Source organism: Pseudomonas sp. URMO17WK12:I12 (assembly GCF_000514395.1).
In the GTDB taxonomy this organism is placed as follows: domain Bacteria; phylum Pseudomonadota; class Gammaproteobacteria; order Pseudomonadales; family Pseudomonadaceae; genus Aquipseudomonas; species Aquipseudomonas mucoides.
In genome coordinates, this window is sequence record NZ_AZVV01000003.1 from 516,861 (window position 1) to 542,303 (window position 25,443).

A 25,443-nucleotide genomic window follows, 5' to 3' on the forward strand; every position below is an offset into this window, starting at 1 on the left:
CAACTTTTCAAAAAATCCTCGGAATGGTTTTCTCTGATAGAAACAGCATTACTCCTAGAGATACACAAAACATTTGACGCCCATCCACAATAGTCGTAAAAATAAAACCACGTACCGCATACGCATACGACTGATTGATGATTGAAGAGGATGACGTCATGACCGCTCGTGATTCGGCCCTGGCCAAGCGAGATATCGCCCACCATCTCCACCCGCAGACCAATCTGCGTCTGCACGAACAGTTGGGTCCATTGCTGATCGAGCGTGGCGAGGGCATCTATGTATTTGATGAGCAAGGCCGGCGTTACATCGAGGGTATGTCAGGCCTGTGGTGTGCAACGCTGGGCTTTAGCCAACCGCGCCTAGCTGAAGCGGCGTATGCGCAAATGTTGAAGTTGCCCTATCAACAGACGTTTGCTCATCGTAGTCACGGACCGGCTGCGGACCTTGCGGCCGAGTTGGTCGCTCATGCGCCGGCAGGCCTGGGTAAAGTGGTGTTCCAGAGTTCAGGATCGGAAGCGATCGATACTGCGATCAAATTCGTTCGTTACTACCACATTGCGCTGGGAAAACCGGGCAAGACACGCCTGATTGCCCGACACCGCAGTTACCATGGCACCACTCTGGCCGCGGCTAGTCTCACCGGCTTGCCTAATATGCATAAGGGTTGGGGTGAGCCCTTGGCCGACGTCATTCATGTGCGTTGCCCCCACCTCTATCGCCAAGGTCTGCCAGGCGAAACCGAAGAAGCGTTCTCCACCCGCCTCGCCAAAGAATTGGAGCAAGCCATTCTCGACGCGGGTCCCGAAACCATTGGCGCATTTTTCGCGGAGCCCGTAATGGGTACCGGTGGCGTGATCCTGCCGCCAGCTGGCTATTTCGCCAAGGTTCAGGCGGTGCTGCGCAAATACGACATTCTGATGGTGGCCGATGAAGTGATCTGCGGCTTCGGTCGTACTGGTTATTACTGGGGTTGCCATGCCATGGGTATCCAACCGGACATGTTGACGTGCGCCAAAGGTTTGTCCGCAGCGTTTCAGCCGATCTCGGCTTTGCTGCTCAGCGATCAGGTCTATCAGGTCATTGCCGATCAGAGCAACACCTTGGGTGGTCTGGGTCACGGCTATACCTATGGAGGACATCCAGTGGCTGCAGCTGTAGCGTTGGAAACCCTGCGCATGTATGACGAGATGGATATCGTCGAACACGTGGCTGAGGTGGCCCCGGCCTTTCAGGCTGGCGTCAAAGCCTTTGCCGATCACCCCCTTGTGGGTGAAGCACGCGGCATCGGCTTGATGGCTGCGCTGGAGTTCGTCGCCGACAAACAGACGCGTGAACCCTTCCCTGCCGAGCTCAAAGTGGCCAGCAAAGTCAGCGATGTACTGCAACGCAACGGCATTCTGTTGCGTGCCTTGGGTGACACCTTGGTGATGGCACCGCCGCTGATCGTCGATGCCGATCAGATCCAGACTATTCTCAAAGCAGTGGCTCAGGCACTCGATGAAGTCCTCGCGAGTATCCGACCATGACCGCACACTCCAGCCGCGCGTTGACCAGAGTGCCTATGCCAATACCCGACAACATCGCAGCACCCGAAACGCAAAGTCCGGTATTGGTTCGGTTCGAAGGTGTACACAAAACATATGACGAGCGTAGTTGGGTTGTGGACAACTTGGACTTGAGCATCCGTCAGGGCGAATTTCTGTCCCTGCTGGGTCCAAGCGGCTCGGGAAAGACCACCACGCTGATGATGCTCGCCGGTTTCGACGCTCCGGATCGTGGCCGTATCCTCATGGACGGCCATGACATCAGCAAATTACCAGCTTATAAACGGGACATGGGCGTGGTCTTCCAAAGCTACGCCCTCTTCCCGCACATGAGCGTGGCCGAGAACGTCGCCTTCCCCCTCAATTTGCGCAAAATACCGGCCGCCGAAACAAAGGTTCGGGTCAAGGAGGCGTTGGCACTGGCGCGCCTGGAAGGATTCGAAGATCGCAACCCCGCCCAGTTGTCCGGAGGCCAGCAGCAACGTGTCGCGCTCGCCCGGGCGCTGGTGTATCGCCCGCGCATCCTGTTGATGGATGAGCCGCTCGGCGCCCTCGACAAAGGGTTACGTGAGCACATGCAACTGGAACTCAAAGCCATCCACAAACAGTTGGGCATCACGTTCGTCTACGTCACCCATGATCAAGACGAAGCCATGACCATGTCTGATCGCGTAGCAGTTTTCAATGAAGGCAAAATCGCCCAGATCGACCGGCCGGAAACCATTTACAACCGTCCTGCTACGCGCTTCGTAGCGAATTTTCTGGGCGAGACCAATATTCTGGAAGGTGTTCTGGTCAGTGTCTCGGGCAACCTCGCACGAATCCGCCTGACCGAAGGCGGCACGGTCCATGAGGCCTTTTGCTCTGACCCCGAGCTGGCCGCAGGCAACCCGGCAGCGCTTGCAATTCGCCCAGAGAACCTACGACTGGCAGCTCCGGGAGAAGCCTCGATTCAAGCCAATGTCGTTGACAGCATCTTTCATGGCGCTCACTGCAAGCTGCGCCTGGTGATGACCAATGGCTGCGAGCTGTCGATGACTTACAACCCGGGAAACCTAGGCCAGGCCCCTCCCCACCCCGGTGAAAGCGTGAGGCTGGCGCTGCCCGCCGCTCAAGCAATGGTTTTGTGCTGAGCGCTGCAAAAAACAAGAACGCTTCGATCTGTTACGTCACTACTGCCGACCACAACTAAATCAAAAGTCTGGGAGTCACATCATGTTCAATTCATGCTCCGTTCGCAGTCTCACCTTCGTTTTGTGCGGGCTTGCCCTGCTCCAGGGAACCGCCCATGCCAGAGACCTGACCGTGGCCTCCTGGGGCGGTGCGTATCAGGATGTGCAGCGCAAGATCTTCTTCGAACCGTACAGCCAAGCCAGCGGCAACAAAATCATCGATGACAGCTGGGAAGGCGGCATCGGGTTGTTGAGAACTCACGCGGAAGGCGCAGACAGTGGTTGGGACGTGGTTCAAGTCGAGGCCGAAGACTTACAGCTGGGTTGCGGTGAAGGGCTTTTCGTTTCGATGGACTTCAAACGCATCGGCGGCAAGGACAACTACATTCCCAGTGCGGTCAGCGAATGCGGTGTCGGCAGTGCGGTCTACAATTTCGTGCTGGGCTACGACACCAGCAAAGCCAGTCGCGCCCCGAAAGATTGGAGCGACTTTTTCGACACTAAATCTTTCCCCGGCAAACGCGCATTGCGCCAGGGTCCCAAGGGCAACCTGGAAATCGCTCTCATGGCCGACGGTGTTGCACCGGCCGACGTCTACAAAGTCCTCAACACCTCAGGCGGCGTAGAGCGTGCTTTCAAGAAGCTCGACACGATCAAGAACCAACTGCTGTTCTGGAAAGCGGGTGGCCAGCCGATGCAATTACTGGCATCAGGTGAAGTGAGCATGACTACGTCCTATAACGGCCGCGTCACCAACGCGATCCATCAGGATCACAAGCCATTCGGGCTAGTCTGGAATCAGTCTCTGCAAACCATGGACAGCTGGGTGATCCTCGCCAACTCGCCCAACGTCGACAAAGCCTATGGCCTGCTCGATGTAATGGGAAAAGCTGAGAACCAGAAGAAATGGCCAAGCCTGCAGCCGACCGGAATCACGTCCGTCAAAGGGATCGCCGAAACTGACCCGGCGGCTCTAGCCGACTCCCCGAGCGCCCCACAGAACAGTGCCAACGTATTGGTGCTCAACGACAAATTCTGGGTCGACCGTATCGACGAATTAAACGCCAAATGGACCGCTTGGTCTGCCCAGTGATTCGAGTCGAGTAAAAGACATGAGTGCAATCGCAATTAATGCCTCATCACCAGTGGTCGCCCGCAGGGATCGCGGCGCCCTCTGGCGCGCCTACGGCCTGCTGGCCCCCTTGGTGGTGTTTCTTGTCCTGACTTTCGTCGGTCCGATCGGCACATTGCTGTGGCGCGCAGTCGCTGACAGCGAGCTGCCGCAGGCGATGCCCGCGACGGCCAGTGCCGTCGCACAATGGGATGGCACGTCGGCCCCTGATGAGCAACTGTTCAAACCGTTGGTACAGGATCTCAACGCGGTATCGCCCCGCGACTTGGCAGCGGCTGCCCGTCGCCTGGCCTACGAGGCACCGGAACTGCGAGCTTTACTGATGGCGGCCAAACGCGAGGCCGGTGACCTGGACGGCAGCAGCGCGGGCATGCAAAAGCTCGACCCACGGTGGCTGGAAAATGCTACCTGGCAAACCTTCAAACGCGCCTCAGGCCCTGTCGGGACTTACCACCTGCTGTCCGCCGTGGACATGAAACACGACTACCAACAGGGCCTGGTCGGCAAGGATGAAGCCGGCCTGTATCGCTCGATCCTTGGACGCACCTTTGGCATCGCCGCCATCACAACCCTGGTTTGTGTGCTGCTGGCCTTCCCGCTGTGCGTGTTTCTGGACCGCCGAACGCCCAAGACCCGCAACGCACTGTTGCTGCTGATTCTGCTGCCGTTCTGGACGTCGATTCTGGTTCGCACGACTGCCTGGATGGTGCTGTTACAGGACCAGGGCATCGTCAACGCAATGCTGTTAAAGCTGGGATGGGTCAACAGTCCGTTGCACCTGTTGTACAACCGCTTCGGTGTGATCCTGGCCTTGGTTCACGTAATGCTGCCGTTTATGGTGTTCCCGCTCCTTGCCGCCATGTCCAGTTGCAATCGCTTGCTGGTACAGGCGGCCTACTCAATGGGTGCTCGCCCACCGCGGGTGTTTTTCCAGGTTTACCTTCCACAGGTCCTCCCTGGACTGGCGGCCGGTGCATTGATGGTCTTCATCGTCACCCTCGGCTTCTACATCACGCCCGCATTGCTCGGCGGACCGGCCGATCAAATGATCAGTTTCTACATCGCCCAATTCACCACCGGCACACTGAACTGGGGCCTGGCTTCGGCGTTGGGCCTGGTGCTGTTGGTCGCGACCACCCTGCTCTACCTCATTCAGGCGCATCTTGCCCGCCGCAGCACAGGAGCGAAGTGATGATCCGTAATCCCAATCGCGGGCCGATGGCCTGGGCCGGTAATTTCGGCGTGTCACTGAGTGGCTGTCTGGTACTGGCCTTTCTGTTGCTGCCTATTCTTATCGTTCTGCCGCTCTCGTTCAGCGACAGCCGCTACATGTCGCTGCCGCTGGGGCACTTTACTTTGCGTTGGTATGAGGACTTCTTCTCCTCCTCACAATGGCTGAGCGCGCTGTTCAACAGCTTTGCGGTGGCGCTGGCGAGTACCGCGCTTGCCGTGATCCTGGGTGGACTGGCTGCGCTGGGACTTCGACACCCGGCCATGCCGGGTAAACGCTTCATCGAAGTCCTGCTGATCGCCCCCATGATCGTGCCGGCGGTGATCGTCGGCGTGGGCATGTATTTTGTGTTTTCCAATGCAGGCCTGACGCGAACCTACCTGGGGTTGATTCTGGCGCACACCACCCTGGCGGTGCCGTTCGTGGTGGTCAATGTCGGTTCGGCACTGGGCGGCCTGAACCAGCGTCTGTTATGGGCCGCGGCCAGCATGGGCGCCACGCCCTGGACAACCCTGCGCAAAGTGACATTACCGCTCATCTCGCCAGGCCTGGTGTCCGGAGGACTCTTCGCCTTTGCCACCTCGCTGGATGAGGTCGTGGTGACCCTGTTCCTCGCCGGCCCCGATCAACGCACACTGCCTCGCGAGATGTTCACCACGGCCCGCGAAGCCTTGAGCCCGGTATTGTTGTCGGCCGCCACCATCATGGTGCTGTTCGCCACCTTGCTGTTGCTGTTATCACGCGTTGCGACTCGACGCTCGTAACAGCCAGATCCTCATGCAAAAAAAGGACAGGCCCGCATTGCAGGTCTGTCCTTTTTTCCATTTGAGCGTCCCGAAGAAGCCCCGACGGCCAACCCCGGAATCGAATGAAGCCCAAGTGCGGGGTTGCGGCGACTCTATCCGTCACAAACGCTTGTAGATCCCGGCATGCAAACGCTCGCTGATTTCAGCCGCTGCCGATTGCAGCTCGCGCAGCATGGCGGCAGGCGGTGGTGAAGGAATCGCCGCGCTTGGGCCCACGATGCCAATGGTGCCGACTATCACGTCGTTCTCGCGAAAGATCGGACAGCACAGGGCGTTGATGCCCATGGTCACTTCACCGTCGGCATCGTCATAGAGCCGTTGACGAATCAGTTCCAGACGCTGCATGAGCGACTCGGGATCGTGCAGGGTACGCTCGGTCAGACACGGCATCTTGCGTCGCATGACCCGTTGCTGGCTGGCAGCATCGCCGAAAGCGAGCACGGTGCGCCCTTGTGCCGAACAATAGGGCAACACGCGGTTACCGGGCTTGACCGAAATGCACACATTGGCTTTGGACTCGACACACGACACCACCAGCGCAGTGTCATGGGTGGCGACCGCCAGCAGTGCAGTTTGCCCTGTGGCGTCGCGGATACGCGTCAGGTAAGGATCAGCAATGGCGCGCAGGTCAAACTGCTCACCAGCTGCTTCACCGTAGGCGACCAGGCGGGGGCCGAGGAGGTATTTCTCGGTGACGGGGTCTTGTTCGAGTATTCCAAGCTGACGCATCGAGGCCAGATGCCTGTAGGTTCTCGGCTTGGCGGTTTGAAGCAGATGCGCGAGTTCAGTCACCCCCAAGGGGCGGCGTGCAGCCGTCAGCTCATCGAGCAGACGGAACACCATTTCCACCGATTCCAGCAATACGGGGCCGGTGGCGGGCTTTTCGTCATCCTGTTCCAAGAGGTCACCTCTAGTCGATAACTGGAAAGCCCAATTGTATCTCCTGCCGAAACACTTGTGTTGTTCTGCGATATCAGATGTTCGATAACTCAGGCAATCCTTTAACAGCCCTGGCGCCTGGAGGCTTGATTGAAAACATAACCAGTGCCCCTATCAACGTCATGCCGGCTAACGCATAAAGGCCATATTCCAGATGCCCGCTGCTCTGCTTGACCCACCCCATCATGAACGGGCTAGCATAGCCGCCAAGATTACCGACGGTGGCAATTAGGGCAATACCTGCTGCCGCCGCAGTCCCGGTAAGCAGCACACCGGGCAGAGCCCACAAGACACAAAAACCTGCCAGGCCGCCAGACATGGCCAGACTTAGCCCTGTCAACGCCAACACCGGCTGATCATGGAAGTACGCCGCGATGGCAAGCCCTAGGGCAGAAGCCAGATTGCAAAGCGTACCGTGCCAACGTCGCTCACGCTTTTTATCCGAGTGGCGGCTGACCAATACCATGACGATCGAGGCTACCGCAAAGGGAATGGCAGCGATCAACCCGGTCTGAAACAGACTTTTCACCCCAAGTCCCTGAACGATCTGCGGAAGCCAGAACGACACCCCATAGGTGCCGCACAGTAGCGCGAAGTTCACGTAGATCAGGCACCACAAATCTTTACTGACGAATGCTGCACGAAAGTGGTGGCCAGCCCCTGCCGCCTCCTGTTGCTGACGCTGAGCCACCAGTTGCTGCACCACGCGGGCGTTCTCCTCAGAACTTAACCAGTGCACGTTGCCAGGTCGATCGTCCAAGTAAAAGAACACGGCGATACCCAGCACTATGGCCGGGAGCCCCTCCAGCAAAAACAACCATTGCCAACCCGCCATGCCCGCTACGCCGGCAAATGTCTGCATGATCCAACCCGACAACGGACTGCCTAAAACGCCGGCCATCGCAATGCCTAGATTGAACCAGGCCATGCCCTGGGATCGCGCGTAGGAAGGAAACCAGTAGGTCATGTACAGAACGACCCCTGGATAGAACCCGGCCTCCGCCATGCCCAACAGAAAGCGCAAAATATAGAAGGCTGTTGGCGTTTCGACGAACATCATGGAGATCGACAACAACCCCCAGGTGATCATGATCCGGGTGATCCAGAACCTCGCCCCTACGCGCTGCAGGACCATATTGCTGGGGATCTCGCACAGGCAGTAGCCGATGAAGAAAACCCCCGCTCCGAAACCGAACGCCAGATCGCTCAAACCGATATCGGCCGACATCTGAAGCTTGGCAAACCCAACGTTCACACGATCCAGAAAGGCGACGACGTACAAAACGAACAGAAACGGTAGCAGGCGCCAGGCGATACGGTTGTAGAGCACGCTGTCCTGTTCATTGTCGAAGGTGCTGCGGGATATAAGGTTCATCGCTGTACTCTTGTAATTGTTGTGCATGCGAAGAGGTGCGCATCAGGCGCAGATTTGAAGGGATTACGCGGCGCTCCCCAAAATGAAATCGGCACACCGCTCACCGATCATGATGCAGGGAGCATTCGTATTGCCGCTGACGATGGTCGGCATGATCGACGCGTCAGCGACGCGCAGCCCCTGCACGCCATGCACCCGAAGATCGGGCCCGACCACTGCGTTAGCATCCGTCCCCATGCGACAGGTACCCGCCGGATGGAAAACGGTTTTTGCAACACTGCGCACGTAGTCCTCCAGCACATGGTCTGGAATGTCGTCGTGATCAGGTAGCAACAGCATCTTTTCCACCACGCAGGCCAGCGATGGTGCACGCAAGATGCGTCGAGCAAATCTCACGCCCGCCACCATGGTCCGAAGGTCGTGCTCATCACTTAGATAATTGCCCTTCAGTGACACCTCCTGCATCGGATCGGCACTTTTCAGGCGCAGTTGGCCGCGCGAGCGTGGGCGCAAGGCGCAAGGGTTGATCGAGATACCGTGGCCACTGGGGGGCAACCGGTCGATGTCGCCCACCAGCGCGGGCACCACGTGAAATTGCACATCGGGCCGACCGCAACCGGTGGCATCGACGAAAGCGCCGCTCTCGACCACATTGGAGCTGAGCAGACCCGAACGGTTGGCCAGGTACTTGAGCCCATGCCCCAACGCCCGCAAGCCGCGGTCATGTCCGAGCAAGCTGACAGGTTCGCGTGTTTGCGCATAAACAGAAGCACTGAGGTGGTCCTGGAAGTTCTCGCCCACACCCGGCGAATGAACGCGCGTAGCAATACCCATTTCATCCAGATGAGCTCGCGGCCCAATCCCCGACAGCATCAAAAGCTTGGGTGAGGCGATCGCGCCGGCACTGACAATGACCTCTGCACGGGCGGCAAACCTGACCACAACACCTTCGCGATCCGTGGCCTGAACGCCCGTGACCCGACGACCATCGAACAGCAGTTCGGTGACATGCGTCTCGGTGCGTACCTTGAGGTTTACGTTGTTGCGCAAAGGCCGTATGTAAGCCACCGCCGAACTGGCGCGTCGACCGTGTGAAGTGGTGGTCTGATAGAAGCCCGCGCCCTCCTGCCTGGCGCCATTGAAATCGTCTGTCTCGCGTACCCCCGCTTCGACAGCGGCCTGCACAAAGGCACGGCTCAGGGCATGCCGGTGCCCCGCGTCACTGACATTCAATGGGCCCGACTGGCCGTGCAAGGCACCGCTCAACCGGACATTCGATTCACAGCGCCGAAACACCGGCAGAACATCCTGCCATCCCCATCCGGGGCAACCATTGGCCTGCCAATCGTCATAATCCTGTGCCTGGCCGCGAATATAAATCATCGCGTTCACCGAACTACCGCCCCCCAGCGTGCGGCCTTGGGGAATGTAGACCTGGCGTTGATTGACGAAAGGCTCGGGTTCAGTGCGATACATCCAGGTACGCCGGGAGCCGTGAACCCGGATGAAGGTGCCGGGAATGTGAATGTACGGGTGGTTGTCAGCCGGTCCGGCTTCAATCAACAGCACCTGTTTGCCAGCGTTCGCCAGCCGTGCGCTCAAGGCACAGCCAGCGGAACCGGCCCCGACCACAATGTAATCGAAGGTTTGCATTGGCATTGATCTCGGTGTCGGGTGTTTCTGTTCAGCCGATCTGGCTGACGAATTTGGTGGTGAAGTACGCGTCCAGCCCTTCACTCCCCCCCTCGCTGCCGTAACCGCTGTCCTTGACACCGCCGAATGGCGTTTCGGGAGCAGCAAGGCCGAAGTGGTTGATGGAGACCATGCCCGACTCCAGTTCATCAGCCAGCAACGTAGCGCGCTGGATCGATCGGGTGAACACGAACGCTGCCAGCCCGAAGGACAAGCCGTTGGCCTTCTCGATCACTTCTTCGACGGTATCGAAGCGGACAATGGACGCGATCGGGCCGAACGGCTCTTCGTTCATTACCCGTGCGTTTTCAGGCACATCGGTCAGCACCGTAGCGGGATAGAAGAAGCCTGCGCCGTCGGTGGTTTTGCCACCCAACGCCAGTTGTGCGCCGACAGCCAAGGCGTCATCGACATATTCCTGCACGGCAGCCACCCGGCGTGGATTGGCCAACGGGCCCAGTTGTGTCGAGGCATCGTGGCCATCACCGACCTTGATGGCAGCACCGGCTGCGCAGAACGCATCGACGAACTGCTCATACACCGCCGATTGCACATAGAAACGCGTCGGCGAGGCACAGATCTGGCCGCCATTGCGGAATTTCAGGCCCGCCCCCAGCGCCGCCACGGCCTTGACGTCAACGTCATCGCAGACAATGAACGGAGCATGTCCTCCCAGTTCCAGTGTGCAACGCTTGAGGTATTGACCCGCCAGCGCACCCAACGCACGACCGACCGGCACCGATCCGGTGAACGACACTTTGCGAATGACCTCGGAGCGAATCAGGTAATCGGACACTTCGGCCGGCACGCCAAACACGAGGTTCAGTACGCCGTCAGGCACTCCGGCATCCTGAAACGCCCGGCACAATTCGATACAGGATGAAGGCGTTTCCTCCGGGCCTTTGGCAATGATCGAACAGCCGGCCGCCAGTGCGCCCGCAATCTTGCGCACCAGCTGGCTGACCGGGAAGTTCCAGGGGCTGAACGCTGCTACCGGCCCCACTGGCTCGCGCAACACGGTCTGCCGGACGCCTCGGGCACGCGCAGGAATCACTCGACCGTACGCGCGACGGCCCTCCTCGGCGTACCAATCGATGTGATCTCCAGCGCCGAAGGCTTCAAGTTTGGCTTCCGCCAACGGCTTGCCTTGTTCCAGAGTGATCAGCGCCGCTATTTCGTCCGAACGCTGACGCACCAGGTCGGCCGCCCGACGCAAGATTTTCGAGCGCTCGTAGGCCGAGATCTTGCGCCACACCTGAAAGCCACGCTGTGCCGCCGCCAGGGCGCGATCCAGATCGGCAGTCGCAGCCAGGCTCAGCTTGGCAATCAACTCGCCGGTGGCAGGGTTAAACACATCGGCATAACGCTCGTGGGCACCAGCAGACCATTGACCGTCAATCAACAGGGATTCGATAACTCGCATAAAAAAGAACCTTTCGGGACTGAACAGAATTGGTTTCATTGAGAGAAATAAGATTTCTCTGTGTGGCGCAATCCTAGGAGTCTAAAAGCGTGAATGTCAAGGCGAAAAAGTCGCTTGACCATCTATAACTGAGCGCGCTAGGTTTATCTCACAGCGAAACACTATTCCTACAATAGAAACAAAGGTGCGAACCGATGAGTATTGCCAATGCACTGCTTCACAACTGGGATGACCTGCCCCGCGAAACCGTCCGCAAAGGCGTCGAGCGCGTGGCTTTCCGCGGCGATGACACGCTGTGTGTGATGAACTGGCTGACCCCGGGCATGGACGTCAACCCTCACAGTCACACCTTCGAACAGCTGGTGATCATCGTGCAGGGACGCGTGCGCTTTCACTTGGGTGACGACGTGGTCGAAGGGGGTCCGGGCAGCATGATCCGCATACCGCCCCATGTAGTGCATTACGCCGAACCGATCGGTGACGAAGTGGTGATGAACCTGGATGTGTTCTCGCCGATTCGCGACGACTACCGGCACTTGATCGAATACCAGGCGGGTGAGTTCGCCGACGCCGGGCAAGCACAGCCATGAACGGCATGAGCTTCTCGTCCCGGCTTCGTGCTGGCCAGTCACTGATCAGTACGTTCATCAAGACCCCGAGCCATGCGCTGGTAGAAATTGCCGGTGACTGCAAACTGGATGCAATCGTCCTGGATGCCGAGCATGCCCCCTTCGATCAAGGCAGTCTTGATCGCGGTCTGCTGGCCTGTCGCGCTGCGCAGGTGGCTGGTTTGGTACGTGTCGCCGACGACCGCCCAACCACGCTGTTGCAGGCGTTGGACCTGGGCGCCGACGGCTTGGTTTTGCCCCATATTGTCGATGCAGCTCAAGCGCGCCATATATTGCAGGCAACCCGGTATCGCAATGGCAGCCGCGGTTTCTCCAACTCACCCCGGGCCGGCACCTATGGTCGCGCCAACCTCGCCGAACACATGGCCGCCGAAGATGGTCGTCACTCGATCATTGCCCAGATCGAGGACCGCGCTGCACTGGACAACCTGGTGGCAATCGCCAGCGTCGAGCAGATCGACTGCCTGCTGGTCGGACGTGCCGACCTGGCGGTCTCGCTCGGCGTCAGTGCGCTGGATGATCCGCGCGTCGAATCTGCTGTCAGCCGCGTGATCGAGGCCGCACGGCAAGCTGGCAAGGCTGCCGGGATTTTTGTCTCCAACAGCGAAGACCTGGAGCGCTTCAGCAGCCAGGGAATGCGCTTTTTCATTCTGGGTTCGGACCAGGCGGTGCTGCGCACTGGCTGGACTCAACAGGTATGTCATTTCCACAGCCTCACCCGCTGAGCCGCCTGCAAAACAACAAGAGGTAACTCCATGAACGTCATCATTAATACATCCGCCAACGAAGAGCGCCAGGCGCGCATCGACAGTCTCATGCGCGGCGCCATCGACTTGCACTGCCACAGCGGCCCCTCGGTCATGCCACGCTACTGCGACCATGTCGAAGCCATGCGCGAAGCCAGCGCAGCTGGTTTAAAGGCGGTGTTGCTCAAGGACCACTATTACAGCTGCACACCAGTGACAACCCTGCTGAACAAACACTTCAGCGAGCTTGACGTTCACATGCTATCGGGTGTGCCACTGAACAACGCAGTCGGCGGGCTCAATGTCCATGCCGTCGAACACGGCTTGAAGCTGGGTGCGAAGCTGGTCTGGATGCCAACATTTTCCTCGGCCAACCACATCGCCCATCACCATCAGGACGAGAAATTCACCGAAAAATTTCCGCAAACTACCCAACGCATGCTGCAACCGATTCCATTGACCGTCCTCGATGACGACGGCCGCTTGAAGGAAGAAGTAAAAGCGATCCTCGACCTGATTGCCGCAGAGGATGTGGTGCTTTCCGCCGGACACCTGAACATCAGGGAGATCTGGCCGCTGTTTGAGGAAGCCCGCAAACGTGGCGTCAAACGACTGCTGGTCAACCATCCGACCTACGTGGTCGATGCAACGCTCGATGATATGCGCCAACTGGCTAAGGAAGGCGTCTACATGGAGCACTCCATGTGCATGTGGGTACCTGGATCGAAGTTCAAATTCTACGACGATCAATTCCTGAAACAGGTGATCGAAGCCGGAACCGTGGACCTGACCATCCTCGGATCCGACCTGGGTCAGCAAGGCAATCCAAGCATCGCCGAGGGCTTTCGCAATGTAATCGGCCAACTGCTGGGTTTGGATTATAGCGACGAGGATATTCGCAAGATGACCTCCGGCAACGCTTCCCGCTTGATGAACCTGTGAGCACCCGGTCATGACGCGACTTACCACTCAGATTGGGCCACTGTCCTTTAAGAATCCTGTTATCTGCGGGGCTGGCGAGCAGACCATGACTCGCGATGCCATCCGCGCGGCCCTAGCCACCGGCGCTGGCGCGGTGGTAGCCAAATCCACCAACGAATCGCAAGCCGCCAAGCACCAACTGGACAAGACGGACTATGTGTTACTGGATTCGAACTGGAACCGCTTGCCGTGGGACTTCTCCCCACCACCGGATGCCAGTCTGTTCGGTCGTTCGGGTCTGGTACAACGCAGTTTTGGAGAATGGCTCGACGACCTGGCGAAGCTGGACCGCGAAGCTCGGCAGCAAGATGCTTACGTTATCCCAAGCCTGATCCTCAGTGACCTTGAACAATGTGCGGACTACGCCCAGCAGATCGAACAGGCTGGCCTGAGAGTGTTGGAGCTGAACATTGGCGCCCCTCACGGTGAAGAAGCCGCCAAGGGCGCCATCGTCCTTGAACGCGGCGCGGCACGCATTGAGGCTATTGTGGCGCGTATCCGACAGGCCACGACATTACCGCTGTGGATCAAACTCACCGGGCAAAGCGAGGACGTTGTCGGCCTGGCTCAGGCTGCACGCAGAGGCGGAGCCGACAGTGTTGTGATGATGGGTCGATTCATGGGCTTTCTTCCCGACCTGGACACCGGCCTGCCCATGCTCGGCACCAGTGCCGCAATCGGTGGCGGCTGGGCGCTACCACTGACCGCACGCTGGCTGATGATGACTCGCAAAGCAATGGGCGACGATTACCCGCTGATCGCCACCAACGGAGCTCGCAACGGGCTGGACGTCGCGCGTTTTTTGCTATCAGGAGCCTGCGCCACAGAGATGACTTCAGCGGTATTCACTGGCGGCTACGAAGTATTGTCCCGCGCTGTGCAGGAACTGGAGGAATACGTCGCTAAACGAGGACTGAGCATCGAACAACTGTTAGGCAGCGCAGCTGATCAGGTGCAGACCTATCAGCAGCAACCAGACCGGCCTGAGTGGTGGAAAGGCTTCGCCCCGGAGTGCCCAGGGTCTCCAGCCTGAAACGGCTTGGCCGGGAGATCACTGATAGTTGGCGGTTGATGTTGCCGTGAGGAAAGGGCCCAGTGGGCTCTTTCCATTTTACAGTTTTCAAATCAATGGACCCTGTCCCCACGCGTTGAATAGCCATGAACAAATTAACTCAGCCAAAGTGATGTGTGTGCTCCTGCAGCGTATGCGGCACTCCAACGCTAGACAACCCATCCTCTTCGACCCATGTTTGAGTGGATTGATAGGCCCGTTGCAACAGTTGATCTGTCTGGTTGAAGTCGAAGACCGATGTGTCCAGGGGACACAGTGGTGGAACCACATGAATAGCCGCCCGAGGACTATACAACTCAATATCGCGCACCAATTGGCGCATGCTCATGAGATTCAATGTGTGCAGGGCTAACGCCACTAGCCCTTTGGGTGGGATGGTGGTGGCACAACCGAACCCCGTTGGCACTACGATGACCCGTGTTGCCCCCAGCACAACCGCGCTGGCAATCGGCGTGTTGCTGGCGACGCCGCCGTCGATTAAAAACTTCCCACCGATCCGCACGGTAGGAAATACCAGCGGGATCGCTGCACTGGCGAGCAATGCCTGCTCCACATTGCCACTGGACAGTAATTCTTCGGCACCGCTCAGTAAATTTGTGGTGACGATATGCAAAGGCAATTCTGTTTCTTCAATCAATTCTACCGGCAGTGACCGGCGCACCAGGCGCTGTAATGCCGAAACGCGAAGCAAATGTCCTCGCCCCTGCAGGATTCCCGTCAAGGTATCTATTAGCGAGAACGGAAACACATCGGACTTGCGTAAACCTCGCCAGAAGGCCGCGAGTTCGAACACCCCCTGCGCATTCGGTCTCGCGGCAAAGTACGCACCATTGATGGCACCGACCGAAGCACCAACCACCAAATCGAATGTAACACCCGCCTCGACGAGTGCTTGCAACATGCCAACCTGAACCGCGCCGAGGCTTCCGCCACCTGCGAGGACGAGTGCAGTTTTTTCTGTGGGCAAGGCAAACCTCCAGCGAAAATCAACACAAGATGAGCTACAAGAGTAGCCACACCCTGCCCCCTAGCTCATTACAAGAATGATAGGATCGACTCCAGAGACACTGTCGCCGCGGATCTGAAACCGTGAATCGCAGAGACTTCTGGTCAAATCTAACGGGCAACTTGTGCCCTCGGGAATCAATGAGTAGCAGGAATAAAGTATGGCAGTGGCGGTGCACAAGCTGACGGGAACTGACATTCCGGAATGTTTTCGAGGACCGAATGTCAGGACAGTATGGCTCGTAGTGGCTGATGGTGCGGCAATCAAATACTGTGCAACTGAAGCTGAAGCATATGCATTGGCTGAGTTACACACTGGCTGATTGTATTTTGCTAGCGATATCATCCAGCCCTCGTACAACCAGATCAGGTTCGACACCCCACGGATCAAAAATCACCGTTGGATCGCGATTCAGCCAGACCGTACGCAAACCGTAATTAGCGGCCCCAATGACGTCGAAAGGATTACTGGAGACCAACCAGACATCTCGTGCGGGCACCTCACATTGTTTAACAAGGTACTCATATACAATTGGGTCCGGCTTGAAGGAACGCACCGCCTCAACGCTCAGTACATCAACAAAGCTCTCTCGTAGCGTTGCATGCCGCAAGAGGGCGTCAATGGCCGTACGGCTGCCATTGGAGAAAGCAAACAGTCGGAGCTTTGACATTAGCAAGTCAGCCAGCCCGTCTTTCACATCCTCAAAAGCATTCAGCTCTGTATAAGCATGCATCGCCTGCTCCTGCTCTAGGATGCTTAGCTTCACACCATTGCTTTCACAAGCAAACAGAAGTGCATCACGTGTACAAACAGAGAAGTCCCGATACTCCTGCATCAATCCTCGACGAAAACTGTATTCCAACTGCTTCTGTCTCCAGAGCTCCGAGACAGCTACAGATTTTTGGCCTACCAACAATCTCAAGACTTTCTCTACGGACCTCGTGTCGATCAACGTACCGTACACATCGAAAGCAATTGTTGGAGTCATCGGGAGATCCTCAGTAGTGACGCTGGTGCGGTTAAATACGAACCAGTCGGTTCAATTAATCCGGCAATAGACCAAGCGTTTGTGCCCTCATGCGAGCCAAGGCATACACGGTACGCACGCGAGACATCGGCGCCCCAGCTAGATCAGCCACCGACATCAGCGCTCCCAAAATAGCCTCGATTTCAACGGGTTTGTGCCCTTCAACATCTTGCAGCATCGACGTTTTCACTTTGCCGAGTTTTCGTGTAATCGCGATCCGCTGCTGAGGATCAATCTTGGGTGAGATGCCCAACCGGCTTCCTAATTCAAGGAGTTCGCTCATCATTTCGATGAACAACACGTTGAGGTTAGTGTCATCGATCATCTCATCGGTGGAGCAATTAACCAGCAGGCTGACGGGATTGAAACACGCATTTCCCAACAGCTTAAGCCATATTTCTTCACGTATGTTTTCGTGCGCATGAGCATCAAAACCGGCCTTGAGAAAACAGTCCGTCACGTTTGAAATACGGCTACTGATGCCACCACCAGGCTCTCCGAAAACGATCTTGCTTCCGGACATATGCCTCACCACGCCAGGGCTCTCAACCCTACAAGACGGAAACACAACACATCCGATGATGGCGTCAGTCGGGATATTCATTTCGATCACGCCGTCAGGATCGACTGCCTTTAAACGCGTACCTGACAACGCCGAATTGGCTTTCAGGAAATACCACCAAGGAAGCCCATTGAGCGCCGGGATGACGATGGTTTGTGGACCGATCAACGCTCTTGCAACTTCAACAGCTGTCGACAAGGCCGGTGCCTTTACGGCAAAAATCACCACATCCTGAACACCCAGCTCTTTTGGCTCAGATGTAGCCTTAAGTGGAGCGATCAGAACATCGTTGCCCGTCTGCAGACGCAATCCCTGCTCGCAAATAGCATGAAGTGTCGCGCCACGAGCTATGACACTGACGTCATGCCCGGCCGCAAACAATTTGCACGCCAGAAAACCTCCAATAGCACCAGCACCTACGACAGTGATTTTCATAATCGACTCAGATTTCCGTGCTTTTTTGCCGTTTCTTGCGTCCTTGCGCTCCTTAACATCCGCTGTTCATATGACCCCTGACAAATTGCGACCGCTGTTTATCGAACCGTGCTCGCATCCTGGTTGAACAAGAGCTTGCGCGTCTTCTCGTCGACCACCGGCGCAGTGTTGATCTGATCGGCCAACGCGTAAGCACACTTCGTCGCAGGACGAGCCCCTACTCGCGCAAACCATCGAGCCAGGTGTGGGAAGTCATCGAGGGCTTGCTGTTGCCTTTGGTGAGGCACGATCCAGGGATAACTAGCCATGTCGGCAATGCTGTAGTCGCCCGCAATATAGTCACGACCATCAGCCAAATGTTTGTTCAACACCCCGTACAAACGAGCGGTTTCCTTGACGTAGCGCTCTTGAGCGTACGGGATTGGCTCAGGCGCGTATTGGACGAAGTGATGGTTCTGTCCCGCCATCGGCCCGAGTCCTCCCATCTGCCAGAACAGCCACTGCAATGCCTCATTGCGGCCGCGCAAATCACCTGGAATGAACTGATGCGTTTTATCAGCCAAGTACAACAAAATGGCACCCGACTCGAAGATCGATAACGGCTGACCGCCATCCAGAGGTGAATGGTCGACGATGGCAGGAATGCGGTTATTGGGTGCGATGTTCAGAAACGACGAAGTGAACTGATCCCCCTTCCCTATGTTCACCGGCACGATGCGATATGGCAGGCCAGACTCTTCAAGAAACAGGGTGATCTTGTGCCCGTTGGGGGTCGTCCAGTAATGCAGGTCGATCATGAACTTGCACCTCTACTGAGCAATCTGAGGGAACATGACTTTACGGGCGTCAGCATCCATCTCGGTCTTGTAACTGTGCTGGGTCTTCAGCGCTTCAGCACGCTGAGCGGCCGGACGTGCGTTGATCTCGTCAAGGAGGCGCTTTACGTTCGAAAGTTTCCCCCAGGCTTCATCCCCCAGGATGAAAGGTACCGCGCGTGCCCAGCCCCACACCGCCATGTCCACCAACGTGTACTCATTTCCCAGCATGTATGGCAGGTTGGCCAGGCGATCGTTGATGATCGTCCAGTGACGCCAGGCTTCGAAGGTGTAGCGAGTAACGGCGTAATCTTTTGGTTCCGGTGCGTAGTGTTTGAAATGCACCGTTTGCCCAGAGTAAGGGCCAATACCTGTCGCAACGAACATCAGCCAGGAATACATTTCACCGCGTGCTTTCAGGCTGTCGGCAGGCAAGAATTTCCCGGTCCTCTCGGCCAGATAGAGCAGCATCGCGTTGCTGTCGAACACGATGTTGTTACCATCAACCAATGCCGGTGTCTTGGCGTTGGGGTTGATTTTGAGGAACGCTGGATCGTGCTGCTCGCCCTTACGCGTATCGACAGGAATGAGTTCGTATGCAAGACCCGATTCTTCAAGGAACAACGCTACCTTGGCGGGATTGGGAGACGGGTGATAGTAGAACTTGATCATGTTGACTCCTGGCAGGGGACATCAGTGAACGTTGGAATGAATCAAGGGCGGCAGCCCCAGGCTGTTGAGTGCAATTTCGATCGCTTCAGTGACACATGCCGGGTCCGGGCTAACCCGAGCCAGCACTCGAACGCCAAGCAGTACACTGAGCAGATGATTTGCGCCCTGACAGCCATCGGTGCCCACAGCACCGCTTGATTGTTTGCTGAAAGCATTCAAACGTTCTCGAAAAAAAGTGCGAATTGTCTCGAGTTCAGTTGCTATGGCCTGACGCAAATCAGGATCTTCTGCCGTCGCTTCAAGGGCAGAATTCACCAGCAAACATCCACGATGAAGTGGATCGGTCAGCGTGCGATTCAACACTTCAGCAAAAAACTCTGTAATGGCCATTCCTGCGTTTGGCAACACCTCAAGGCGGCGGATACGATCACGCACGCTGCACTCCAAGTAATGCTCAAGGGAGCGAAGATAGAGGCTACGTTTGTCGCCAAATGCGTTGTAAAGGCTCGGCTGGTTTAGGCCGGTGTACTTGACGAGATCTCTCGTCGAAGTGCCTTCATACCCCCGCGTCCAGAATGCTTCGACTACAGCGGCAAGAACCTTTGATTCATTGAATGCACGAGGGCGAGCCATGGACTAAATATCTCTACAGGTTTGTCGTCGACCCTATCATAAGTTTTGTATCGACCGCCACAATACTAAAATAACAGGAAGCTTTCACCTGCACCAAGCCCCTACGGCCTGGGTAATCAGGATCTATCTGGGCATTGTCCGGAGACAGAGGCGGATAGGTCTTTTGGTCCATTCGGCTAGCCGATATTCATACCGACATTTTAGCTTTGGTCAGTCATTTTCAAGTGCAACAGCACTGTGCTATTCACCGCTCTTGTGCTGCGCTATTTCGCCATCTGAGCCCAACTGCGGCTCGGAAGGTAGCAAATTGAAATCGCGCAGGCTTGCTGGAGCATGAGGGTTGCCAATCAGCAATCGCGTCGATTTGAATCCAGCGTTCACGATGCTTTTTGCAGGATCGAACTCATCGAACCGCAGCCCAGCCAGATCCACCCAGCTGTGAATAAAATGCGATGTACTGTAAGGACGCGTCAGGTATTCAGGAGGCTCCATTACGGTACCTTGCGCCGATTTCCAGCTCGGCGATTTCCACACAATGAAGGGCACGGTGTACATCGGCCGCGTCGGGGCTGCTTCATTACGGCCCAAGACATCCGGAGCGACAGGGTCGTAGACGGACTCTCCGTGATCGGACAAATAAAGCAGAAAGCCGTTGGGGTCAGTTTCACTGAATCGCTTGATCAGTGACGACACCACATAGTCGTTATAACGCACCGCGTTGTCATAGGCGTTGTAAAACCCCAACTGGCTTTGCGTAACGTTGTCCGGCACCCCTGCTCGATCCTTGAAATAATCGTACGACTCAGGGTAACGATACTTGTAGCTCATGTGGGTGCCGAGCAGGTGAACCACAATGAGCTTTCGCGGGGCGTCGTCGTCCAACACCTTCGAAAAGGGTTCGAGTACATCTTCATCGTATTGACTGGTCTGGTTCTGGTCGCGATTGTTGTTCAGGTACGTCTGCTCATCAGCCTGCTTTGAGAACAGCGTTAACATGGTGTTGCGCTTGGTCATGGTCTGCTGATTGGTGATCCAGAACGTCTTGTAGCCTGCTTGTTTCATCACGCTGATCACTGTCGGAGTGCTCAGGAAGAGATCAGGATGTTCCTCGTCAGCAAACGTCAGTACCTGCTCCAACGTCTCAATTGTGTAGGGCCGCGGCGCAATGACCTGATCAAAAACCTGCAATTGGCCACGCAGGTGATCCAGGTTTGGCGTGGTCTGCCGAGAGTAGCCGTACAGACTCATGCGCTGGCGGTTAGTCGATTCTCCGATGACCAGCACCAGTGTTGAACGTTGTCCGGCATGGATATCGGAAAGGTTTTTCAATGGAGGTATCTGCGCCTGTACCGTCAGCATCTTCGACATTTCATCCAGTTGCTGGAGGTACTGGTGATAACCAACGATCATTTGCCATAGCGCCGCAGCCTCAATGTTTTCTTCGAATTTGGAGATCGCAAGGCTCAGTGTCGGGCGCTTACGCAACTGATTGACTGCATTGAAGCCAGCACCCACCACGATGAACATCGCGCAACACACAACGATCGTGCTGCGAGACATGTACGTGGGCCGAACACGAGTCCAGAGCACCAGCCCGACAATGCTATAGGCGGCGAGCACGCTAACAATTGACCAGGAGAAATAGTGCCCCAGATATTCGGCGGACTCCTGCATGTTCGAATCGAACATGATGAAAATTACGCTTTGGGAAAATTCCTGACCATATATCAAAAAATAAACCAGGCCTGACAACGACGACGCCCAAAGGACAATGCCGATCAGCCCTGCCAGTACCCGCGCTCTGGTTGGGAAAAGGATCAATGGAATCAACCACAGCACCGTGACCATCGTTGCTTGAATCATTCCCTTCCAACCCGCCACACCTGCATGAACAATCAACAGCTGCGTCACCCCGGAGAAGTACCAGAAAGAAATGAAACTCCAGGCTAGGCCAAGCCAATCAGTAGGTTGACGGACTGAATCAGATTTTTTAGCGTTCATGAAACCTCTCTTTGTCTACAAACAACGTCCACCAGCACCTCCCTCACTGCAGATATCGGATTACGTGGTCGTTTCGAGAAGAACAGCGGTACACACAGACTGTTTAAACAAACCTGATCACAAGTGAACGATTAGGCACGACTCATCATTTGCATGATCAACTCCAAACACTTGCTCTGAACTTCGAGTAGAGGCAACGTCGCATCGACATCAACGATTCGCGCACCGCCGAAACGCAGCAACGGTGTCGCGTCCACTTTTCTTTTGATCAACTCTGGGTTGTGATCAGGCTTGCGCACCAGAGCAGTTTCCACATCAATATTCAAACGGATCACCAGCGTGGGTCGGTAACGAGCCATTCGCTGATATAGGGCGAACTCATCAATGGCAAGCAAAGCTGTCAGGTAACCACGTGGTCGCGCGGCACTGAGACCCGGTCCATCGTAGAAGCCGGGTAGCTCTACTTGTGGGTAGCGATCACAGATGATTAGCCCCATCCTTTTACGCATATTGAGCATTTGCTTGAACCGGCGAGCCCGCATCAAGGAAAAGGCGTAAATGGTCAGTGCCGTGATGAGACCGGGAATTCGTTCTTCCACATTACGAGCCTGCTGCGCCTTGGATGTCAGATGCTGCTCAAATATCGGGCCGATCAAAGGCCATGCCCGAATCTTCAACCCGATCGTGCCGGAGCCAAGGCCAAGGTACGAATAAGTTGCTCCATCGCCTTTCAAGGCGTTGCACAGATAGGAAGCGATTGTGGTCTTGCCCGCTCCATCAGAACCGATGATAGCAATCAAGGGGGCCCACTGGCCGTCGTGTTCATTGGTAGGGATGTAGGACTTGGAATCATTACCAGGCATAGATCACTCAACCATTTTATAAATGAAGAGACACGGCTGCTTTTGCTCGTGCGATGACTTCCTCAAGCGGCAAGCTGCTATCCAGATCCAGAATGGGTGCACCTTGGTATTCGAGTTGCGGAACACTCGCGATTTTCAATGCGAGAGACTCATAACGATGATCCGGTTTGCGTGAAAAAGCAGTTTCCAGGTCTACGTTCAAACGGATGACTAGGTCAGGTCGGTAGCTGATCATGTAGGCGTAAAGCGTACGTTCACACCCAGCCAAAAAACGAACAACTCCATTACGATGCTTGACCTTCAGAAGACCTGGTCCATCGATCTTCACGTTCGCCACCGCAATCTGGGGAAAGCGATCAGCAACGACGGCAATACCGCGGCGACGAAGCCCCATCATCTTTTGGTATCGCCTCAAGCGCCGAACAGACAACAGAAAAATTACGAGTGCAACGAGTGTGCTCGGCCCTTTCCCATTGCTACGAAATGAGGGGTTACCACGAGTGGAATTCGCAATAATCAGTCGTCCGATCGCAGGGCCCACCAAAGGCCACTTCACCAGCGCCTCACCTATTGATTTGGACTGGATACCCAAGTGACAACTCTGTGCTTCTCGGGATTCTTTCATCCAGACAAGAACAGCATCGGACACAGTGGATTTGCCGGCGCCATCGCACCCCACGAAAGCAATCAGTGGTGCCAGTTTGTCCGGTAAAACATCTGAAAAAGGCAATTGAGGGTGTACAACATCAGCTTGAAAATTCTCTTCCGCATCCTCGCCAGCCACCGTGTGTTTGTTATGGATTGCGCTGCTCATTGAAAGGTCTCCACCTCGATCATTGGGGGCAATACGGAGTCACTCATTGCTACTGAATGATCTCGTTCGTTTCAGCGGTAAATTTGGAGACGCGCGTTACCTGTCCATCCCTCACCTGCATGACGTGATCAGCCTGTGCGATCAGGAGAGGACGATGAGAAACGGCGATGATCGTAATTTCTGGCGTCAGAGCTTTAAGGGATGTGCAGATATCGAACTCGGATTCGGGATCAAGCGCGCTCGTCGCCTCATCGAGAATCAGGAGGCGTGGACGATGGGCCAGGGCACGGGCAATAACGATGCGCTGACGTTGCCCGCCGGAAAGTTTTCCGCCGCGCTCACCGACGATCGAATCCATACCATCGGCAAGACTTTGTACGAACTCCCATGCCCCAGCTTGACGCAACGCTCGTTCAGCGTCAGCACGTGCAAGCGTTGGCTCCCCCAAAGTGACGTTCGCAAAAATACTGTCATGCAGGAGGAGAGTTTCCTGCGTTACATACCCAATCATGCGGCGCCACTTACGGCGATCGAGGTCATTAAGGATGGCGCCGTCAACGCGTATTTGCCCTTCCTGAGGGTTCAGCAAAACGCACAATAGATCGAGTATGGTCGTCTTGCCTTCACCAGACGCCCCCACCAACGTGGTCATCGCCCCGACTTTAAACGTAAAAGAAGCGTTTCTTAGGACTGTACGTTGCTCGTAAGTAAAGGACACGTTGTCAAAATCAATGCGTTGTTCAAGCGTGGGCTCGCCCCTACCGCCCCGAGGCTCTACCTGGGACGCAGCTGTCTCAACCGCGTGACGTAACGCCCAGAATGCACTCTCCTGTCCCGCCATCCGGTGATATCGCTGTTGTGCCTTGTGCATAAGGCCGAGCACACGCACGACCATAAAGATCAACACCATCACCGATGACAACGGTAACTGCCAGACCACCAAACCGGCATATAGCCCGGCGGCCGCTAAAATGGCTAGTAAGGGCTCTTGCAGAGCACGCAGTGTCTCCCGGCTAGTCACTTCTTTTTCCATCGCAGCATTTAGCTCGGTGGCTTGGTGTCTCAATAGGGAATCGGCAATGTCTTCTCGGGCCATGGCCTTCAAAGGCTTCACCGATCCAAGAGTGTCGGTGAGGTTCACCAACAAATCCTTCATGAGACGAGTCTGACTTTTTCCTGCACGACGCGATGTTTTGACCAACCCTCGAAGACCAATAAGAATGGCCAATCCAACGACCAGGCATACCACTGCCGCTTGCCATGACACGATAAGCGCAATGGCTGCGTAAGCCACTGCTTGAATCGATAAGGCAAGCATATTAGCGGCGTGTTCATACGCGGTGGACGCTCTGTAGGCTTCCGTGGCAACTGCATTGGCTAGCGCCCCACCTGGTTGATGTAGGTAGTACTCCCATCGGCTTCCCAAGGTGGCTTTGATCAGATCTACCCGCAGGTCGGTGGCCACACGCGCAACGGTGTATCCCACTTGGCGGTTGGCCAAAAGGATCAAAAAACTGCTGACTGCCATGCCGACAACAATAATGATCAACAACGTAAGAATCGTCGGCTCCAGCCCCAGGCTCCGCAGTACGTCGACAATATGCAAACCAAATTTCGAATGAGCGTTGTCGCCCAACATCACCGAAACCAGTGGCAACATGGTGGTCAGACTGACGCTCTCAACCAGTCCGGCGACTACGAGGCTCAGCAACATCAAGGTAGTACGTCCCGGGTAGGATCGACCAAACGCAAAGATAATTCGCATAGCACTCACAGGTAATAACAGGCTAAGCGCCTTCAGTATTTTTGTCGCACACCCCGACCTGATGACTCAGTTCAAAGGCAGGCTCGCTATCGACGAAACAACCTG

At 56.1% G+C, this 25,443-nt stretch carries 23 protein-coding genes; 9 read left to right on the plus strand and 14 right to left on the minus strand.

Features of this window, described 5'->3' with window-relative positions:
- Positions 1-158: 158 nt before the first annotated feature.
- The 5 genes from D882_RS0102595 to D882_RS0102615 all read left to right on the plus strand — a co-directional run bounded on the left by D882_RS0102595 (position 159) and on the right by D882_RS0102615 (position 5,846).
- Entirely contained in the window at positions 159-1,529 is a 1,371-nt protein-coding gene (locus D882_RS0102595; protein ID WP_027921781.1) for an aminotransferase, read from the plus strand.
- Positions 1,526-2,680: an ABC transporter ATP-binding protein gene (locus D882_RS0102600; protein ID WP_081743878.1), complete on the plus strand. Its 1,155-nt coding sequence runs from the start codon at positions 1,526-1,528 to the stop codon at positions 2,678-2,680. Before D882_RS0102595 ends, D882_RS0102600 begins: the two co-directional genes overlap by 4 nt.
- 82 nt (positions 2,681-2,762) lie before the next feature.
- Complete coding sequence (locus tag D882_RS0102605) at positions 2,763-3,812, plus strand: ABC transporter substrate-binding protein (RefSeq protein WP_027921783.1); 1,050 nt, start codon at positions 2,763-2,765, stop codon at positions 3,810-3,812.
- Between the two features lie 19 nt (positions 3,813-3,831).
- On the plus strand, positions 3,832-5,043 hold the full coding sequence (locus D882_RS01000000130790) for an ABC transporter permease (protein ID WP_032833388.1): 1,212 nt from the start codon (positions 3,832-3,834) through the stop codon (positions 5,041-5,043).
- Positions 5,044-5,045: 2 nt separating this feature from the next.
- Positions 5,046-5,846: an ABC transporter permease gene (locus tag D882_RS0102615; RefSeq protein ID WP_371258930.1), complete on the plus strand. Its 801-nt coding sequence runs from the start codon at positions 5,046-5,048 to the stop codon at positions 5,844-5,846.
- Between the two features lie 141 nt (positions 5,847-5,987).
- On the opposite strand, the gene D882_RS0102620 is transcribed toward D882_RS0102615, so the two are convergent.
- The 4 genes from D882_RS0102620 to D882_RS0102635 form a co-directional block, all read right to left on the minus strand.
- Positions 5,988-6,788 (minus strand): IclR family transcriptional regulator, encoded by an 801-nt coding sequence (locus D882_RS0102620; protein ID WP_027921785.1) that lies wholly within the window; start codon positions 6,786-6,788, stop codon positions 5,988-5,990.
- Positions 6,789-6,861: 73 nt separating this feature from the next.
- Entirely contained in the window at positions 6,862-8,202 is a 1,341-nt protein-coding gene (locus tag D882_RS0102625; protein ID WP_027921786.1) for an MFS transporter, read from the minus strand.
- 63 nt (positions 8,203-8,265) lie between these two features.
- Complete coding sequence (locus D882_RS0102630) at positions 8,266-9,855, minus strand: GMC family oxidoreductase (RefSeq protein WP_027921787.1); 1,590 nt, start codon at positions 9,853-9,855, stop codon at positions 8,266-8,268.
- A 31-nt stretch (positions 9,856-9,886) separates the two neighbouring features.
- The gene (locus tag D882_RS0102635; RefSeq protein ID WP_027921788.1) at positions 9,887-11,317 is read right to left on the minus strand and encodes an NAD-dependent succinate-semialdehyde dehydrogenase; all 1,431 of its coding nucleotides are present in this window, start codon (positions 11,315-11,317) and stop codon (positions 9,887-9,889) included.
- A gap of 194 nt (positions 11,318-11,511) precedes the next feature.
- Here D882_RS0102635 and D882_RS0102640 point away from each other — a divergent pair, with 194 nt between their 5' ends.
- The 4 genes from D882_RS0102640 (at position 11,512) to D882_RS0102655 (ending at position 14,706) form a co-directional block, all read left to right on the plus strand.
- The gene (locus tag D882_RS0102640; RefSeq protein ID WP_027921789.1) at positions 11,512-11,907 is read left to right on the plus strand and encodes a cupin domain-containing protein; all 396 of its coding nucleotides are present in this window, start codon (positions 11,512-11,514) and stop codon (positions 11,905-11,907) included.
- Positions 11,908-11,912: 5 nt separating this feature from the next.
- Positions 11,913-12,671, plus strand: a complete 759-nt coding sequence (locus tag D882_RS01000000130795) for an HpcH/HpaI aldolase/citrate lyase family protein (protein ID WP_256218281.1) — start codon at positions 11,913-11,915, stop codon at positions 12,669-12,671.
- Positions 12,672-12,701: 30 nt separating this feature from the next.
- Positions 12,702-13,634 (plus strand): DUF6282 family protein, encoded by a 933-nt coding sequence (locus tag D882_RS0102650; RefSeq protein ID WP_027921790.1) that lies wholly within the window; start codon positions 12,702-12,704, stop codon positions 13,632-13,634.
- A gap of 85 nt (positions 13,635-13,719) precedes the next feature.
- Positions 13,720-14,706: a dihydroorotate dehydrogenase gene (locus D882_RS0102655; RefSeq protein WP_371258928.1), complete on the plus strand. Its 987-nt coding sequence runs from the start codon at positions 13,720-13,722 to the stop codon at positions 14,704-14,706.
- A 139-nt stretch (positions 14,707-14,845) separates the two neighbouring features.
- On the opposite strand, the gene D882_RS0102660 is transcribed toward D882_RS0102655, so the two are convergent.
- The 10 genes from D882_RS0102660 to D882_RS0102705 all read right to left on the minus strand — a co-directional run bounded on the left by D882_RS0102660 (position 14,846) and on the right by D882_RS0102705 (position 25,287).
- Entirely contained in the window at positions 14,846-15,712 is an 867-nt protein-coding gene (locus D882_RS0102660) for a patatin-like phospholipase family protein (protein WP_027921792.1), read from the minus strand.
- A 346-nt stretch (positions 15,713-16,058) separates the two neighbouring features.
- Complete coding sequence (locus D882_RS0102665) at positions 16,059-16,739, minus strand: haloacid dehalogenase type II (RefSeq protein ID WP_027921793.1); 681 nt, start codon at positions 16,737-16,739, stop codon at positions 16,059-16,061.
- 55 nt (positions 16,740-16,794) lie between these two features.
- Positions 16,795-17,775, minus strand: a complete 981-nt coding sequence (locus tag D882_RS0102670) for a ketopantoate reductase family protein (protein WP_027921794.1) — start codon at positions 17,773-17,775, stop codon at positions 16,795-16,797.
- A gap of 98 nt (positions 17,776-17,873) precedes the next feature.
- Positions 17,874-18,572: a glutathione binding-like protein gene (locus D882_RS0102675; RefSeq protein ID WP_027921795.1), complete on the minus strand. Its 699-nt coding sequence runs from the start codon at positions 18,570-18,572 to the stop codon at positions 17,874-17,876.
- A gap of 12 nt (positions 18,573-18,584) precedes the next feature.
- Positions 18,585-19,262: a glutathione S-transferase family protein gene (locus D882_RS0102680; protein WP_027921796.1), complete on the minus strand. Its 678-nt coding sequence runs from the start codon at positions 19,260-19,262 to the stop codon at positions 18,585-18,587.
- Positions 19,263-19,283: 21 nt separating this feature from the next.
- A complete protein-coding gene (locus D882_RS0102685) occupies positions 19,284-19,895 on the minus strand; it encodes a TetR/AcrR family transcriptional regulator (RefSeq protein WP_027921797.1) in 612 nt (203 codons plus the stop codon).
- A gap of 240 nt (positions 19,896-20,135) precedes the next feature.
- The gene (gene cptA / locus D882_RS0102690; RefSeq protein ID WP_027921798.1) at positions 20,136-21,896 is read right to left on the minus strand and encodes a phosphoethanolamine transferase CptA; all 1,761 of its coding nucleotides are present in this window, start codon (positions 21,894-21,896) and stop codon (positions 20,136-20,138) included.
- Positions 21,897-22,027: 131 nt separating this feature from the next.
- Positions 22,028-22,759 (minus strand): hypothetical protein, encoded by a 732-nt coding sequence (locus tag D882_RS0102695; RefSeq protein WP_050590140.1) that lies wholly within the window; start codon positions 22,757-22,759, stop codon positions 22,028-22,030.
- Between the two features lie 16 nt (positions 22,760-22,775).
- Positions 22,776-23,573: a nucleoside triphosphate hydrolase gene (locus D882_RS1000000133055; protein ID WP_256218282.1), complete on the minus strand. Its 798-nt coding sequence runs from the start codon at positions 23,571-23,573 to the stop codon at positions 22,776-22,778.
- A gap of 49 nt (positions 23,574-23,622) precedes the next feature.
- A complete protein-coding gene (locus D882_RS0102705; RefSeq protein WP_256218283.1) occupies positions 23,623-25,287 on the minus strand; it encodes an ABC transporter ATP-binding protein in 1,665 nt (554 codons plus the stop codon).
- Between the last annotated feature and the right edge of the window lie 156 nt (positions 25,288-25,443).